The sequence below is a fragment of the Pseudomonas sp. NCCP-436 genome (genome assembly GCF_019656335.1).
GTDB lineage: Bacteria > Pseudomonadota > Gammaproteobacteria > Pseudomonadales > Pseudomonadaceae > Aquipseudomonas.
The window spans coordinates 17,303-32,321 of sequence record NZ_BPLZ01000017.1 but is presented as its reverse complement, the minus strand read 5'-3'; the positions used below and the strand labels follow the sequence as shown (position 1 = coordinate 32,321).

The window sequence follows — 15,019 nt, the reverse complement described above, 5'->3', positions numbered from 1 at the left end:
TTAGGCTGGCATGCCCCTTGCGACAGTACTTGCGAGCCTGCAGCCGGGGGTGGCTGCAGATTGTCTGGAATGTACAGGAGTCGAATCATGAAACAGCCAATCAACCGTTTTGCCGCTGCTGCCCTGACTGCCGCTTTCCTGAGCTTGCCGCTGGCTTCTGCCGCGCTGGCCCAGCCGGTTACGCTTGCGGCCAATGACACTATCGACAAGGCTGAGCAGGCGGTGTCCGACACCTGGATCACCAGCAAGGTGAAATCCACCTTCATCGCTGACTCCAGTCTCAGTGCCCTCGACATCAAGGTCGAGACCAATCAGGGAGTGGTATCCCTGTCCGGCGTAGTAGCCTCCGATGCCGAGCGTGACCTGGCCATTGCCAAGACCCGGGAGATTGAAGGTGTGCGCGATGTGTCGGCCGACGCCCTGAAAACTGCTGACTGATCCTGAGCCGGGCGCAAGCCCGGCGTTTCCACTGCCAGAGGAGGCCGCGTCATGAACGAGGACATCATCAAGGGCAAATGGAAGCAACTCGCCGGACGGATGAAGGAACGCTGGGGAAAGCTGACTGATGACGACCTGAGTGTCGCCGAAGGGCACAGTGATTACCTGGCCGGCAAGTTGCAGGAGCGCTATGGCTGGACCAAGGAGAAGGTTCAGGACGAGCTGCGCGATTTCAGCGACAGACTCTAAGTAGCGTGAATTAGCAGGGGCAAAGGCCGCGGTTTTTAACCGCCAGGCCTTTGCCCCTTTGCTGTTTGACCTTCAGTGAGACTCAGTTGCCACGCCTGCTGCTGATCCCTTCCAGACGCCCTGCTTCGAAACGCAGGAAGTGATACATGCCGTTGCGCGGGCCATACACCCATTCCTCGATCGGTACTTCGTTACGCAAGCCGTAGCGGTCGATTACTTCCCGGTAGCCGAGAAAGTCGCGACTCGCAGGTTCGCCGCACTTGGTCAGTACGACGCCGGAATGATCTCCCTTGCTGACCAGCGCGCTGCCGCAGCGGTAGGTGGATGAGGCCTGCGCGGCCAGTGGCAGGCAGGCCACTAGCACGAGCAGAGCGGTGCGGTGTCGAACTTTCATCATTCTCTCCGACGCTCGATGGTGGTCAGCCGGTTGCCCTCGAAGCGCAGAATGCTCAGCATGCCGTTGTTCGGGCCGTAGACCCATTCCTCAATCAGGTATTCGCGCCGATCGTTGGGGCCCAGGGTGTAGCCGACAGGGTCGCGATGCGCGGGAGCACCACACTTGCGCTCGACTTCGAAAGGTCGGTCGCCGAGGCTGACCAGATTATTGCCGCAGCGCAGAGTGTCGGCACCTGCACTGTCTGCGAACAGGGCGGTAAGCAGGGCACTGCAGATCGGAAGAGAAATACGGTACATGTTCATTGGCTATCCAGATGCAGGGCGCTGAGCACGCGTCCATTGGCAGCGGGCTCGGCCAGGTTGACATCAATCAGGTAGACGCGCTCATCGTCCAGACCACCTTGTTCCACCAGGTAGTCCTTGATCGTTGCGGCACGTTGCTGGGCCAACTGGCGCAACAGTAGCTTGCTTCCGGCCCATGAGTCGAGCACGGCCCGGCGCATGTTCTGCGTGCGCTGCTCATCCGGCAGTTCGGCCCACTCTGCCGGTGGCTGCTGCTTCAGACGGCTGCGGTAAATGCCTTCTAGCAGTGCAGCCTGTTCGTCCTCGTCGACGTTCAGCTCGTCGGCGCTGGCCGGAACCTTGTCGCCCCGGCGCTGCAGAACCTTGTACCAGACCTCGCGGAATTCGCGCTGAAGGCGCTGTTCGGCCAGCAGCGGGCCGTCGCTGGCCTCGGCACTCTGACCCTCTACTTCCAGACGCAGGTTGGGGCGTTCCTGCAGTGCCCGGGCCAGGGTGTCCAGCGCTTGGCGGGCGTCCTCGCCAAGTTCGGCCGAGCCGGCCTGGAAGGGCACGGTACTCAGGTCGACGTCGCTGCCGCCGACCAGACCTGCGATGAACTTGAACGGTGCCTGGGCTGCACGCAGCACCAGATTGCGCAAGGTTTGCCAGACGATGGGCATGACACTGAACTGTGGATTGTTCAGGTCGCCCTGAACCGGCAGCTCGATGGAAATGCGTCCCTGGGTGTCCTTGAGCAGGGCGACGGCCAGGCGAATAGGCAGATCCACGGCATCGGGGCTGTCAACCTTCTCGCCGAGTTGCAGGTTCTCTACCAGCACCTTGTTTTGCGCGTTGAGCTGGCCCTGTTCGATGCGGTAGTGCAGGTCTAGGTTGAGGCGCCCTTTGCGGATGCGATAGCCGGCGAACTTGCCGGAGTATGGGGTAATGGTGGTCAGCTCGACGTTGCGGAAGCTGGTGGCGATATCGAGGCTGTTGAGCGGGTCGAAGGGGGTGAGGCGGCCCTTGATGCTCATCGGAGCGTAGCGATCCACCTTGCCCTGGATATCGACACTGGCGGCTTGCGGCCGGCTGTTGTCGAGTACGCCAATTTTTCCGTTCATCTGCTGGATGGCAGTAGCGAAGCTGGGGCGCAGGCTGTAGTCGGCGAAGTTGGCCGAGCCGTCGCTGATGGCGATGCCGCCGATGCGGATCGCCAGTGGCTTGTCGGTGGCCGGCTCGGTCGTAGTGCTTTCGGGCTGAGGTACGATCAGGTCGGAGACGTTGGTGGTCAGATCCTCGTTGATGACGAAGCGCGCGTAGGGCTGCTCCAGCTCCACTCGATCAATGCTCAGGCTCTCACCATGGCGGTATTCCAGGCCATTGACGCGAACCTGCTTCCAGCGAACGAAGTCGCGTTCGCGCAGGGTATCGAGGGTATGCAATTGGTCGATGCGAGCATTGCCTTGGATGCTCAGAGCCAGTGGTTCGGTGCTCGCCAGCTGGACGTCGAGATCACTGCCGAGAAGGCCGCTACGCAGTTCCAGGCGGACGAAGGGGCTCAGATAGGCCTGCGCCAGCCGCAAGTCGATATCCTGGGTGGCAACCTTGAGCTGGGCGCGGGTGGGGCTTAGTTGCACCGTGCCGCTGGTTTGCAGTCGGCCCTGTTTGCCCAGGCCGCTATCGAGTTTCAGGCTGAAGGGTTTGTCGCCGAGGCTGTCGAAGTCCTGCAGGTCGAGGTTCAGCGGGCCGACCTCCAGTGCTACTGGCTCCTTAGGCTGGCGGTCGGCCAGGTACGCCTTGTATTCACGCAGTTGCACATCGCGTAGCAGTACCTGCCAGGGGAGGCTCTCTGCGGCCGGCTGTTCTGGCTCGGCCGTGGTGGGCTTCTGCGCCGACGCAGGGCTGGCGAACAGCTTCTGCCAGTCGATCTGACCGTCAGCCTCGCGGGCGGCCCAGGCTTCCAGGCCCTGACTGCGCACCTGGCCGACCACTACCTGCTGTTTGGCAAGGTCGAGACTGGTATCGCTGATATCGAGCCGCTGTAGGCGCAGCAGCGGCTTGCCGTTTGGATCGTCGATGGCGAAGGGTGCCAGCTGGATGCCTATGTTGCTCAGTGTCAGTTCGGTGCCGGAGGACAGGTCAAGGTGGTAGTCGGCACTAAGATCGACCAGGCCTTCCTTGAGTACCAGTGGCACAGCATCACGGACGTAGGGCCAGAATACATTGAGGCGACCGTCGCGGATGGTCAGGCTGCCGCTGGAGGTAAGCGGGGTAAGGCTGACCTGTCCTTTCCAGTCGATCTGTGCGCCGTTCGGGCCGCTGGCGTTCAGCGTCATCTCGGCATTGTCCTCGGGCAGCGTGCTGAAGTTGTTCAGGTGCAGGTCGAGGGCGTCGTAGGCGAACTCCACTGCTTCACTCGGGCGCTGATCGCGAAAAAGCAGGGCGTTGTTCTGCAGTACGAGGGTGTCGATGCGCAGCGGGAAGGGCTCAGTGTCGGCCTTAGGCTGCTCGGCTGTCGGAGGAAGTTTGAACAGTTGCGTGAGGTTGAGGGTGCCGTCCTGGTCGAACAGCACTTCGGTACGAGCACCCTGCAGCTCCACCTTTGCCAGATGCAGCGCACCACTCCACAGACTGTCGACCTGCAGATCCGCATAAAGATGTTCGAATGCCACGGCCTCCTTGCTAGGTTCGCCCAGACGCAGGCCCCATAGGCGCAACTCCAGGGTGAAGGGGTTGAGCTGCAGGCGCTGTAGCGAGGCCGGTACGTTGGCATATTGCGTCAGCTGCTGGTTAACCACACGCAGGGCGATGCCGGGAAGAATCAGAAAGCCGATAAGGCTGTAGAGGAAAAGGGTGATCAACAGGACGCTTAGCGCGCGCTTCAATCCTTTGGGCATGGCTTGGCAACATCTATCCGGACGAGAAGATGTCTTGGAGTATGGCACGACGGTTCGGTTCCAGTCGTGGGGAGGGCTGAAATTATCCGCTGATGTGGCTCAGAGCTGCAGCACCAGAGTCTTCAGAGGCGGTCTGGCATCGCGGGAGGGGAAGTCGTCGGCCGGAGCTATCACCTGGCAGTCACGTACAGGGCGTCCGAGTTTTTCGGCACAGCGCAGCACCTGTTGGCGCCAGTCGTCCATGTCTACCTTCGCCAGGTTGTTGCAGCACACCAGGGTGCCACCCTCGGCGGTGGCGAGCAGGGCTGGCTTGAGCAGACTCTGGTAGTCGCGCAGCAGATCCACTGTGCCGAAGGGGCTCTTGGCCCAGGCCGGCGGGTCGAGGAACACCAGCTCGAACTGACGTGGCTGCAGGCGGGGGTAGGCTGGCAGTTTGTGGCCGCGGCGGCTGCTGACCGGCAGCCCTGCCAACTGGCGGATGGCCGGGAAGTAGTCGGACTGGATGAACTGCATGGCCGGCAGCTCCGGGTTCAGCTCGGCATTCTCACGGCCAACTGCCAGATTGCCACGGGCAAAGTCCAGGTTGACCACTTCACTGGCTCCGCCGGCGGCCGCGCACAGGCCGACACCGCAGGTGTAGGCAAACAGGTTCAGTACGGATCGGCCGGCAGCGTGCTTACTGATCCAGCCACGAGCGTTGCGCAGATCGAGAAAGAGCAGTGGATCCTGGCCGGAGTGACGGCCGCGCACGCGGTAGCGCAGGCCCCATTCGCGGCCTTCGAGATCCGCCAGGGCTGCCGCCTCGGGGACGAAACCGGCAGTTGCACGATCGATGCGCGAGTTGCGCTGGGAACGGTCGTTGTAAACCAGTAGCAGTGGCTGGCCGAGCTGTGTCTGGACGGTATCGGCCAGGCTGTGCAGTGCTGTTGTATCCAGCGTTTGGTGAAAACTCTGTACCAGCAACTGTGGGCCGTAGCGGTCGACGGTCAGGCCGGGGGCGCCCTCCTGGCTGCCGTGGAACAGGCGGTAGCAGTCGGTTTGCTGGGCATGCAACTGCTCCAGCAGAGGGCGGCGGGCATCGAAGGCGGCGCGCAGCGCCTGGTCAAGAGCGGGCATGCGCGGCAACTCGTCAACGGGGAGGTTGGCAGTCTAGCAGGAAAGTGCCGCCTCCCTCCCGTTTTGTCGGCTCAGGCAGTCAGCAGTTTGCTTGCGGCCTGGCGGTGCAGAGCCTGCAGGCGGGCCACGTCGAGGCCTTCGATCTGCCCGTCGAGCACTCGCCAGCGGCCGCCGACCATCACCCGGTCGGCGCGGTCCGCACCACACAGCAGCAGGGCAGCAAGCGGGTCGTGGCTGCCGGAGAAACGCAGCTCGTCGAGGCGGAACAATGCCAGGTCGGCCTGTTTTCCTGGGGTCAGTTCTCCGATATCGTGGCGCCCCAGCAGGCGTGCCGAGCCCCGAGTGGCCCAGCCCAGAACCCGTTCCGGAGTGATGGCGGCGGCACCGTAGCGCAGGCGTTGCAGAAGCAGGGCCTGACGCGCTTCGAGGATCAGATTGGAAGCGTCGTTGGAGGCTGAACCGTCTACACCCAGTCCGACCGGTGCGCCGGCGGCTTCCAGTGCATCCATCGGGCAGATACCCGAGGCCAGGCGCATGTTGGAGCTGGGGCAGTGACAGATGCCGGTGCCGGCGGCGCCGAGGCGGGCGATTTCCTGTTCGTCGAAGTGAATCCCATGAGCCAGCCAGGTGCGCGGGCCGAGCCAGCCGACGCTGTCCAGATAGTCCACTGTACGCAGTCCGAATTGGCGCAGGCAGAAGGCTTCCTCGTCCAGGGTTTCGGCCAGGTGAGTGTGCAGGCGCACGTCCTCCTGTTCTGCCAGTTCGGCACTGGCTCGCATGATCTCGCGGGTTACCGAGAAGGGAGAGCAGGGCGCCAGGGCGATCTGGATTTGGGCTCCGTCGCCACGTTCGTGGTAGCGCTGGATCAGTCTCTGGCTGTCGCTGAGAATGACTTCGGCGTCCTGCACCGTATGCTGTGGCGGCAGCCCGCCGTCCGCCTCGCCCAGACTCATCGAGCCACGGCTGAGCATTGCCCGCATGCCCAGCTTGCGCACGACTTCTACCTGTACGTCGATAGCCTGCTCCAGGCCGTCCGGGAACAGGTAGTGATGGTCTGCCGCGGTGGTACAGCCCGATAGCAGCAGTTCGGCCAGCGCTACCTGGCTGGCCAGTTCCAGTTGCTCGGCGGTCAGCCGTGCCCACACCGGATAGAGCGCCTGCAGCCAGGGGAACAGGGGCTGGCTGGCCACTGGAGCCCAGGCACGGGTAAGGGTCTGATAGAAATGGTGATGGGTATTGATCAGGCCTGGCAGTACGACGTGTTCGCGGGCGTCGAAGTGCTGTGTACAGGGGTGGGCAGGGCGCTGACCGGCGCCGAGCAGCTCGACGATGCGGTCATTTTCGATCACCAGGCCGCCGCTGGCGTCTTGGTCGTTGGCGGTGAAGATGGCCAGCGGATTGCTGATCCAGATACGGGTAGCTGCCATGAGCAGGCTCCTCTGAGGTTGATGTCAGGTAAGCCAGCTCAGTGTTGACCCTGTCTGCTGATCCAGGTGCGCTCGCTGCGAGGCGCGTGCCACGATAACCGCGCAGGCTCCGCTCGGCAAGCATTGGAGAAGTGGAAGATTGCGTAAGTCGTGCAGAACGTCAGAGTGCCTGCAGTTGCGCGCGACCACGGCTGATGTCGGCCAGCAGCCGTTCCAGGCGTTCACGTTCGGTGGCTACCACGGCCAATTGCAGGTGGGCGCCATTGGCGTCGTAGTCCTCGCTTTCTAGGCGGCTGTCGAACTCGTTCAGACGAGCCTTGAACGGTGCCAGTTCGGCAAACTGCAGGTGGCAGGTGAAGGGCTGGCGCAGCACCAGTTCGCGGCGCTCGCCGGCCTGCAGGCACTTCGCTGCGCTGCCGCCATAGGCGCGGGCCAGACCGCCGGTGCCGAGCTGAATGCCGCCGTACCAGCGGATTACCAGCACCACTACCTGATCGCAGTCCTGCCCCTCGATGGCAGTCAGTATCGGCCGGCCGGCGGTGCCGCCTGGTTCGCCGTCGTCGTTGAAACGGTACTGGTTGCCCACTTTCCAGGCCCAGCAGTTGTGCGAGGCGCTTCGGTCGCCATGGGTTTCGATGAAAGCTTGGGCCTCGGCGGCACTGGCCACTGGAGCTGCGAGGGCGAGAAAGCGGCTTTTGCGGATTTCCTCGCGGTACTGACAGGGGGCGAGCAGGGTGCTGGGCATGGGCGGCTATCGACAGTGAACAACGCCCGTCAGTATATCCGACGGGCGTTACCGTACCGCCCGCTTCATGCGCCGATGATGCCGCCGTCGTCGCGGCGGATGACCACCACCGAGGAGCGTGGACGCATCTCCGGCCGGTGATCCGGGAAGCTGGAGCCGCCGCCTTCACCTGGATGCTGCACGCCGATGAACATGGCGCGCCTGTCCGCCGCGAAGGCCACGCCGGTGATCTCGCAGCCCACCGGACCGACCAGGAAACGACGGATTTCACCACTGAGCGGATCCGCGCAGAGCATCTGGTTGTTACCCATGCCGGCGTAGTCACCGCTGTTGCTGTAGTTGCCGTCAGTCTGGATCCACAACCGGCCGTCCGGGTCGAAGGCCAGCCCGTCCGGGCTGTTGAACATGTTGTCGGCGTCGATGTTGGCCGAACCGGCATTTCTGCTGCCCGGATGTACGACCGGGTTGCCGGCAATCACGAACAGATCCCAGCTGAAGCTTTCGGCGGCGGCATCGTCGCCGTCTTCGCGCCAGCGCAGGATCTGTCCGTAGAGGTTGTTGGCGCGCGGGTTGGCACCGTCCAGTGGCTGGCCTTCGCTGCCGCGCTGGACGTTGTTGGTCAGGGTGCAGTAGACCTGTCCGTCGACGGGACTGACGGCGATCCACTCCGGCCTGTCCATGCGGGTGGCGCTGACCTGGCTGCCGGCGGCACGGGCATGGATGAGCACCTCGCCCTGGTCGGAGAAGCCGTTTTCCGGAGTCAGGCCGTTTTCGCCGAAGCGCAGGCGGATCCAGCGACCCTCTCCGCGAGGCTGCAGGGACTGGCCGTCAAGGCAGGCCACATAGAGGTCGCCGTGATCCAGCAACTGGCGGTTGGCAGCGGCATTGGAAGGCTGGAAGCGGTCACGGCTGACGAATTTGTAGATGAACTCACCGCGCTCGTCGTCGCCCATGTAAACCACCACGCGGCCGTCGCGGCTGAGGGTGATGGCGGCGTTCTCATGTTTGAAACGGCCCAAAGCTGTGCGCTTGACTGGTGTGGACTGCGGATCGAACGGATCGATCTCCACCACCCAGCCATGGCGGTTCAGCTCGTTGGGATGACGGGCGATGTCGAAGCGCTCGTCGTACAGGTGCCAGCGGTTGTCGCTGGCGCCATCTAGTTTGACGCTGTAACGCTTCTGCGCCGGGGTCAGCGCCAGCTGTGGATCGCGGCTGCCGAAGCAATCGCTGAAGTTTTCCTCGCAGGTGAGGTAGGTGCCCCAGGGAGTCATGCCGTTGGCGCAGTTCTGGAAGGTGCCGATCGGCGCCACGCCCTCGGGGTCGGCCTCCGTGCGGAGCAGCTCATGACCGCGCGCCGGGCCGCCGAAGGCCATCGGCAGATTGGCATGGAGGCGCCGGTTGTAGGGTGAACCCTGGACGAAGCGCCAGGCTCCGTTAGAGTCGCGACGCACTTCGATGACGGTAACGCCAACCGCCGCCTGCGCCTTGCGCACATCCTCCAGTGACTGCGGCGACTGGCCGTGCTGCAGCAGATAGGGATAGTTGCAATATTCGTTGTTGATCGCCATCAGCGCCCGGTCAGGATCGTCCGGCCAGGGGAACAGACTCATGCCGTCGTTGTTCTCGCCGAACTGACCCAACTGTTCGGCTGCCGTGTGACTACCGTCGCCACGGTAATTAACCGAGTCGGCATGCAGTGGCTGGCCCCAGCTGATCAGTACGTCGAAGCGATAGCCGGGCGGCAGGGTGATGGTGTCGGCGGTGCTGGCAGCGACATTGGCAAAGCCCAGTAGTGGCGTACTGGTGGCAGTCCTGGCCAGGGCGCTGCGGCCAAGCGGGGTGCCGGCGAGAAACAGAGCGGCGCCAGCCAGGGCGCCACAGCCGATGAAGCGGCGCCGGCTCAGGGCCAGGCGCTGCAGATCCGTGGGTTCGTTATGGTGCATGTGGGCCACTCTCCTCCAAAGGTGGAGAGCAGCTTAGGATGCGCTGATGACGAAGCGGTTACGTCCGGGTGACAGGTTCGAGGCCGCAGCCGCGCAGGATGATTTTGACCAGTTGATCGGCAGCCTGGTCGAAGTCCTCCCGGGTCAGTCGCGAGCACTGCTTGACGCGGCAGATCTGGGTGGCGAAATCGGCGTAGTGCTGGGTGCTGCTCCAGAGCAGGAATATCAGGTGCATAGGGTCGACCGGCGCCATTCTGCCAGCGGCGATCCAGGCATCGAACACTGAGGCGCGGCCACGGAACCACTCCAGGTAGTCCTGATTGAAATATTGCGACAGGTACTGGCCGCCGCTGATCACTTCCATGGCGAAGATGCGCGAGGCCTTGGGGTAGCGGCGGGAGAATTCCATCTTGGCGCGGATATAGCGTTCCAGTGCTTCGGCTGGATCGTCATCGACGCTCAGGTTGTTGAAGGCGCTGTCCCAGAGTTCGAGGATGTTGCGCAATACCGCCAGGTACAGACCCAGTTTGTTGGTGAAGTAGTAATGCAGATTGGCCTTGGGCAGACCGGCATTCTGCGCGATGGTGTTCATGCTGGTGCCCTTGAAACCGTGGCGGGCGAACTCTTCTTCGGCAGCCTTGATGATGGCCTGCTCATTCTTCTGGCGGATTCGTCCGGCGGGCTTGCCGGACGTGTTGTGGTCGTTGGGATTGACGGTCATGGCGGTTCCAGGCTGGGTTGAGCTGTCGCGTCTGCACAGATTACCCGGGGCTGGCGGTGGGGAAAACCTCACCACCCAGCACCGATTCGAGCGAGCCGGTCATGCCTTGAAGTGAGCAATCAGTCCATGCAGGTCACGGGTCATATAGGTTAGTTCGGCGCTGACGTTTACGGTGTTTTGCGCCTCACGGGCGTTGTCATCGCTGAGCTGCTTGAGTTTCAGGATGTTCTGCTCGACGCCCTGTACGACGGCGGTCTGTTGCTCGGCGGCGGAAGCGATTTGCACATTGTGATCGATGATCTGCTCGATCCCGTCGGTGATCTGCTCGAAAATATGCGCGGTTCGGGTGATCTGCTCTACGCTGTCGGCCGCGCTCGTATGACTGTCGCTGATGACTTTGACCGCCTTCTCAATCTGTTGGCGCAGGCGGCTGATGTTCCGCTCGATCTCGCCGGTCAGTTCGTGGGAGCGGATGGCCAGGCTGCGTACCTCGTCGGCGACCACGGCGAAGCCACGACCCTGTTCGCCGGCACGAGCGGCTTCGATGGCGGCATTAAGTGCCAGCAGGTTGGTCTGCGCCGCTACGCTTTTGATCAAATCCACAGCCTGGGTGATGGCTTCGCTTTCCTGTTCCACCGAAGTGATGGCCTCAATGGAGTCATCCATCTCGTTGAACAGGCGGTTGATGCGAGCTACGGCCTCCTCCACCTGGTGACGCCCTTCGTGGCAGCTTTCTCCGGCGTTGCCGGCCCGCGCCGCAGTGTCGTGGGAGTTGCGGCTGACCTCCTGAACGTTGCTGACCAGCTCGCTCATCGAAGTGGCGATCAGCTCCAGTTCGGCGGCCTGGCGTTCGACACTGTGCTGGCTGGTGGTGGCGCTGTCGCTGGCGCTCTGAGCCTTGTTTCGGGTGGTTTCGGAGAAGCGTGCTACTTCTGCGATCAATTCACTCATGCGGCGCTGCATCGCGTTGAAGTCCGCCGCCAGATCACCCAGTTCATCGCGAGCGGCAGTTTCCACCGGCTGACGCAGATCGCCTTCGGCCATGCGTCGGGTCGCACTGCTGAGATCTCGGATGGCGCCGTGCACCGAGAGGTAGAAACCTCCGAACAGGTACACCAGGATGAACACCACCAGAAGCAGGATGCCGGCCCAGGTCAGTAGTGCCCTGTAGTTACTGTCGGTGCGTTCCTGCAGGACGGTGGAGATTTCCTCCAGCAGCAGTTCGCCGGCTTTTTCCAGGTCGGCCACTTCGGATGAGTAGGCATCGAAACGCTGTAACCATTGCTCCATTGCATTCTGGTTGAAGTAGCCGCTGCGCGTGTAGGTGTTGACGATTTCGCTTTGATAGCGCTGTGCTGCGCTTTGGGCTGCGGCTTGCATCAACTGCTGCGCCTGGCCGTCGCCGACGGCGGGCTCATTGGCGAAGCGTTGCAGAGTATCGAGTTGGCTGGCGATGGTGGTTCGGGCCGAGGCTTCGAGGAAGCCGTAGGCGGTGGTGTAGGCGGCATAGGTACGGGTCATGGTTAGCGCGTCGTACAGCGGCAGCCAATGGTTGAATAGCATGTCGACGTTGCGGTAGATGCGTGGGTCGCTGTCCTGGCTGAGCTGTGAGAGGGTGGCGATTTCGCGCAGGTTGCCGGACCAGCCAGTGAGCGTGGCCATATGCCCGATCACCTGGGCGCCGAGTCCCTGCATCGCCAGTTTGCGATCATTGGCCGGTTCCGTTTCGCGCTCGGGCACCTGCATGGCTGCGAAGGTACTGGTTGCCAGCAGAGCGTTGAGTTCATGAATGCGACCGTTGAGCTCCTGGCCTCGTTGTCTGGTGATCTGGATAGCGTCTTCCTTGTTGCGGGCGTAGCCGATCACCTGCATGCCGACATGTTCCTGGGCCAGGCGGTAGACCGGCAGGTAGCGTTCGAGAGCCTGCAACCCTTCCAACTGGTGCTGCGACTGTTCCAGGGTGGCCTTCACTTCCGCCAGCTTGCTCCAGGACAGCCAGCAGTACGGCAGCATGAACAGGGTCAGGATCAGCAGGAACTTGTGTGCGTAGCGTGCGCGATTCATCAACGCCAGAACCGGTTTGAAGAGCGACATCTTTGGCCTCGGTGGTCATGGGCGGCTTGTCTGGTGTTACCGCTCGACAGTGAAAGCTGTGTTAGGTCTCAACACGCTTGATGATTTTTTTCAAGCAAGAAACCTGCCGTTATCTGTCTCGTTCGTCGCTGCCTTTCTCCGGCAAGTGGGGGGATGGGAAGATAATGGTGCCTATGTTTCTGGCGTCAGGCAGGTTTGTGCCCCGATATGGCCGTCCATTCAGGCCTCGGCCAGAGCTTCGAGAAAACTCTCCAGAACCAGGTGTGCCCGGCGGCCCTTGCGGGTCACCGCCGCCAAATTAATGTCGTAGAAGCGGCTTGATGCTTTCAGTGCACGCAGGCGGCCCTGCTGTACCCAAGCCTGGGCGTAGTGGTCCGGCAGGTAGCCGATGTAGCGCCCGGTGAGTATGAGGAAGGCCATGCCTTCACGATCCGAGGCGCTGGCAGTGCAATTGAGTACTTGATAGTGACTCTGGATTTCCGGTGGAACCCTGAAGGTCGGAGCGATGGCTTCCTGGCTATTGAGGCGTTCGTCCTCCAGGGCCTGATCATCGACATAGAACAGCGGGTGGCCGACGGCGCAGTAGAGCAGTGAGCGCTCATCGTAGAGTGGCTGATAGGCCAGGCCGGAGAGGGCGCCTACCTGAGGCACCACGCCAATATGCAGGCGGCCATCGAGCACGCCCTGCTCCACTTCCGAGGGCGGTGTCATGCGGATATGGATGCGTACATCCGGCCCCTGGGCCTTCAGGCGCGCCAGGGCATTGGTGATGCGCATGTGTGGAATGGTCACCAGATTGTCGGTCAGGCCGATGTTCAATTCACCGCGCAGGTGCCGATGCAGGCCGTTTACTTCGGTGCGGAAGCTTTCCAGTGCAGCGAGCAGTTGCAGGGTGCTCTGGTACACCTCGCGGCCTTCCTCTGTCAGCGCGAAACCAGCGCGGCCGCGCTGACACAGACGCAGGCCCAGTCGCTGCTCCAGATCGCTCATCTGCTGACTGATGGCTGAACGGCCGATACCAAGGGCGCTTTCCGCCGCAGAAAAGCCGCCACACTCCACCACGCTGCGAAACAACTTGAGTAGGCGGATTTCAAAATCGCTGACCTGTGCCAGTGGATCGGGGCGGCGACTACTCATTGTTTAGTATTCCTTGAACTGAAGTTAAGAAAAGTTTTGTTTTACTGACTCTATGCCCGTGGCACCTTTACTGGCAACTCTCCTCGCAGGGGCTGTCTCCTGCGATCCATTGTTTGTTTGAGCGAGGCTACCCGATGAACATGCCGCAGACCGAAACGCCTTCCCTGGCCAGCCAGCTCAAGCTGGATGCGCACTGGATGCCATTCTCCGCCAACCGTAATTTCCAGCGCGACCCGCGCCTGATTGTCGGCGCCGAAGGTAGCTGGCTGATCGACGACCAGGGCCGTAAGGTCTATGACAGTCTCTCGGGTCTGTGGACCTGTGGTGCCGGTCACGCCCGTAAGGAAATCCAGGAGGCGGTGGCCAAGCAACTGGGCACCCTGGACTACGCTCCCGGTTTCCAGTTTGGTCACGCGCTGTCGTTCCGCCTGGCTGAACAGGTTGCCGAGCTGATGCCGGGCGAGCTTAACCATGTGTTTTTCACCGGTTCCGGCTCCGAGTGTGCCGATACCGCAGTGAAGATGGCCAAGGCATACTGGCGCCTGAAAGGTCAGCCGTCCAAGACCCGTTTTATCGGCCGCGCCCGTGGCTATCACGGGGTGAACATTGCCGGTACTTCGCTGGGCGGCATCGGCGGCAACCGCAAGATGTACGGCCAGCTGATGGAGGCTGATCACCTGCCTCACACTCTGCAGCCGGGCCTGGCCTTCACTCGTGGTATGGCCGAAACCGGTGGTGTGGAGCTGGCCAATGAGCTGCTCAAGCTGATCGAGCTGCACGACGCCTCCAACATCGCTGCTGTGATCGTCGAGCCGATGTCCGGTTCGGCCGGTGCTATCGTGCCGCCGGTAGGCTATCTGCAGCGCCTGCGCGAGATCTGTACTCAGCACAACATCCTGTTGATCTTCGATGAGGTGATCACCGGCTTCGGTCGCATGGGCAAGTGGAGCGGTGCGGAATACTTCGGCGTGACCCCGGATCTGATGAACGTCGCCAAGCAGATCACCAACGGTGCTGTTCCACTGGGTGCGGTTATCGCCAGTAGCGAGATCTACAACACCTTTATGCAACAGCCGTCGCCCGAGCACATGGTTGAGTTCACTCATGGCTACACCTACTCGGGGCACCCGGTTGCCTGTGCCGCAGGCCTGGCGACTCTGGAGCTGCTCAAGCGCGACAACCTGATCCAGCAGGCTGCCGAGCTGGCTCCGAAGTTTGAAGAAGCCCTGCACGGTCTGAAGGGTGCCAAGCACGTGGTCGACATTCGTAACTGCGGCCTGGCCGGCGCCATCCAGATTGCCCCGCGTGATGGCGATGCGGTGATCCGTCCCTTCGAAGCAGGGGTGGCACTGTGGAAGGCAGGTTTTTACGTACGCTTCGGCGGCGACACCCTGCAGTTCGGTCCGACCTTCAACGCCAAAGTTGAAGACCTGGATCGTCTGTTCAACGCGGTGGGTGAAACCCTGGGACAGATCGACTGATAGCTGCCTGCAGGCACACAGCGATTGAGTTGCAGTCAGTGACTGGCGATGGGGGCGTAAGCGGCCCCGTCGTCGATATCAGCGGTACAA

Annotated in this window: 13 protein-coding genes and 1 pseudogene; 3 read left to right on the top strand and 11 right to left on the bottom strand. The window is 62.2% G+C overall.

Features of this window, described 5'->3' with window-relative positions; genetic code table 11:
* Nucleotides 1-87 precede the first annotated feature (87 nt).
* Nucleotides 88-438, top strand: coding sequence for a BON domain-containing protein (locus NCCP436_RS15420; protein WP_220804857.1), 351 nt, complete (start codon nt 88-90; stop codon nt 436-438).
* A 51-nt stretch (nt 439-489) separates the two neighbouring features.
* A complete protein-coding gene (locus tag NCCP436_RS15415; protein WP_220804856.1) occupies nt 490-687 on the top strand; it encodes a CsbD family protein in 198 nt (65 codons plus the stop codon).
* Between the two features lie 82 nt (nt 688-769).
* Here NCCP436_RS15415 and NCCP436_RS15410 read toward each other — a convergent pair whose 3' ends face one another.
* From NCCP436_RS15410 to NCCP436_RS15365, 11 genes and pseudogenes are all read right to left on the bottom strand, one after another.
* Nucleotides 770-1,081, bottom strand: a complete 312-nt coding sequence (locus tag NCCP436_RS15410; RefSeq protein WP_375709501.1) for a DUF2845 domain-containing protein — start codon at nt 1,079-1,081, stop codon at nt 770-772.
* Nucleotides 1,081-1,380, bottom strand: coding sequence for a DUF2845 domain-containing protein (locus NCCP436_RS15405; RefSeq protein ID WP_375709504.1), 300 nt, complete (start codon nt 1,378-1,380; stop codon nt 1,081-1,083). The genes NCCP436_RS15410 and NCCP436_RS15405 overlap by 1 nt, the downstream gene beginning before the upstream one ends.
* A 2-nt stretch (nt 1,381-1,382) precedes the next feature.
* Nucleotides 1,383-4,262: a DUF748 domain-containing protein gene (locus tag NCCP436_RS15400; protein ID WP_220804853.1), complete on the bottom strand. Its 2,880-nt coding sequence runs from the start codon at nt 4,260-4,262 to the stop codon at nt 1,383-1,385.
* 99 nt (nt 4,263-4,361) lie between these two features.
* Nucleotides 4,362-5,378, bottom strand: coding sequence for a class I SAM-dependent rRNA methyltransferase (locus tag NCCP436_RS15395; protein WP_220804852.1), 1,017 nt, complete (start codon nt 5,376-5,378; stop codon nt 4,362-4,364).
* 71 nt (nt 5,379-5,449) lie between these two features.
* Nucleotides 5,450-6,805: an 8-oxoguanine deaminase gene (locus NCCP436_RS15390; protein ID WP_220804851.1), complete on the bottom strand. Its 1,356-nt coding sequence runs from the start codon at nt 6,803-6,805 to the stop codon at nt 5,450-5,452.
* A 160-nt stretch (nt 6,806-6,965) separates the two neighbouring features.
* On the bottom strand, nt 6,966-7,550 hold the full coding sequence (locus NCCP436_RS15385; RefSeq protein WP_220804850.1) for a YigZ family protein: 585 nt from the start codon (nt 7,548-7,550) through the stop codon (nt 6,966-6,968).
* Nucleotides 7,551-7,615: 65 nt separating this feature from the next.
* Entirely contained in the window at nt 7,616-9,496 is a 1,881-nt protein-coding gene (locus NCCP436_RS15380; RefSeq protein ID WP_220804849.1) for a PhoX family phosphatase, read from the bottom strand.
* Nucleotides 9,497-9,554: 58 nt separating this feature from the next.
* Complete coding sequence (locus NCCP436_RS15375; RefSeq protein WP_220804848.1) at nt 9,555-10,217, bottom strand: TetR/AcrR family transcriptional regulator; 663 nt, start codon at nt 10,215-10,217, stop codon at nt 9,555-9,557.
* Nucleotides 10,218-10,316: 99 nt separating this feature from the next.
* Nucleotides 10,317-11,030 carry a methyl-accepting chemotaxis protein gene (locus tag NCCP436_RS17910; protein ID WP_375709503.1) on the bottom strand — a complete coding sequence of 238 codons (714 nt, stop codon included), beginning with the start codon at nt 11,028-11,030 and terminating at the stop codon, nt 10,317-10,319.
* 147 nt (nt 11,031-11,177) lie between these two features.
* Nucleotides 11,178-11,507: pseudogene (locus NCCP436_RS17905) on the bottom strand (HAMP domain-containing protein); the annotation flags it as partial.
* 1,023 nt (nt 11,508-12,530) lie between these two features.
* Nucleotides 12,531-13,448 carry a LysR family transcriptional regulator gene (locus tag NCCP436_RS15365; RefSeq protein ID WP_220804846.1) on the bottom strand — a complete coding sequence of 306 codons (918 nt, stop codon included), beginning with the start codon at nt 13,446-13,448 and terminating at the stop codon, nt 12,531-12,533.
* A 134-nt stretch (nt 13,449-13,582) separates the two neighbouring features.
* Between NCCP436_RS15365 and NCCP436_RS15360 the strand changes: the two genes are divergently transcribed.
* The gene (locus tag NCCP436_RS15360; protein WP_220804845.1) at nt 13,583-14,929 is read left to right on the top strand and encodes an aspartate aminotransferase family protein; all 1,347 of its coding nucleotides are present in this window, start codon (nt 13,583-13,585) and stop codon (nt 14,927-14,929) included.
* Nucleotides 14,930-15,019: the final 90 nt, after the last annotated feature.

Coding starts and splice junctions, on each gene's coding strand:
- NCCP436_RS15385 (WP_220804850.1), bottom strand. CDS start 7,550: ATGCCCAGCACCCTGCTCGCCCCCTGTCAGTACCGCGAGGAAATCCGC.
- NCCP436_RS15365 (WP_220804846.1), bottom strand. CDS start 13,448: ATGAGTAGTCGCCGCCCCGATCCACTGGCACAGGTCAGCGATTTTGAA.
- NCCP436_RS15360 (WP_220804845.1), top strand. CDS start 13,583: ATGAACATGCCGCAGACCGAAACGCCTTCCCTGGCCAGCCAGCTCAAG.
- NCCP436_RS15410 (WP_375709501.1), bottom strand. CDS start 1,081: ATGAAAGTTCGACACCGCACCGCTCTGCTCGTGCTAGTGGCCTGCCTG.
- NCCP436_RS17910 (WP_375709503.1), bottom strand. CDS start 11,030: ATGAGCGAGCTGGTCAGCAACGTTCAGGAGGTCAGCCGCAACTCCCAC.
- NCCP436_RS15400 (WP_220804853.1), bottom strand. CDS start 4,262: ATGCCCAAAGGATTGAAGCGCGCGCTAAGCGTCCTGTTGATCACCCTT.
- NCCP436_RS15415 (WP_220804856.1), top strand. CDS start 490: ATGAACGAGGACATCATCAAGGGCAAATGGAAGCAACTCGCCGGACGG.
- NCCP436_RS15405 (WP_375709504.1), bottom strand. CDS start 1,380: ATGTACCGTATTTCTCTTCCGATCTGCAGTGCCCTGCTTACCGCCCTG.
- NCCP436_RS15380 (WP_220804849.1), bottom strand. CDS start 9,496: ATGCACCATAACGAACCCACGGATCTGCAGCGCCTGGCCCTGAGCCGG.
- NCCP436_RS15395 (WP_220804852.1), bottom strand. CDS start 5,378: ATGCCCGCTCTTGACCAGGCGCTGCGCGCCGCCTTCGATGCCCGCCGC.
- NCCP436_RS15420 (WP_220804857.1), top strand. CDS start 88: ATGAAACAGCCAATCAACCGTTTTGCCGCTGCTGCCCTGACTGCCGCT.
- NCCP436_RS15390 (WP_220804851.1), bottom strand. CDS start 6,805: ATGGCAGCTACCCGTATCTGGATCAGCAATCCGCTGGCCATCTTCACC.
- NCCP436_RS15375 (WP_220804848.1), bottom strand. CDS start 10,217: ATGACCGTCAATCCCAACGACCACAACACGTCCGGCAAGCCCGCCGGA.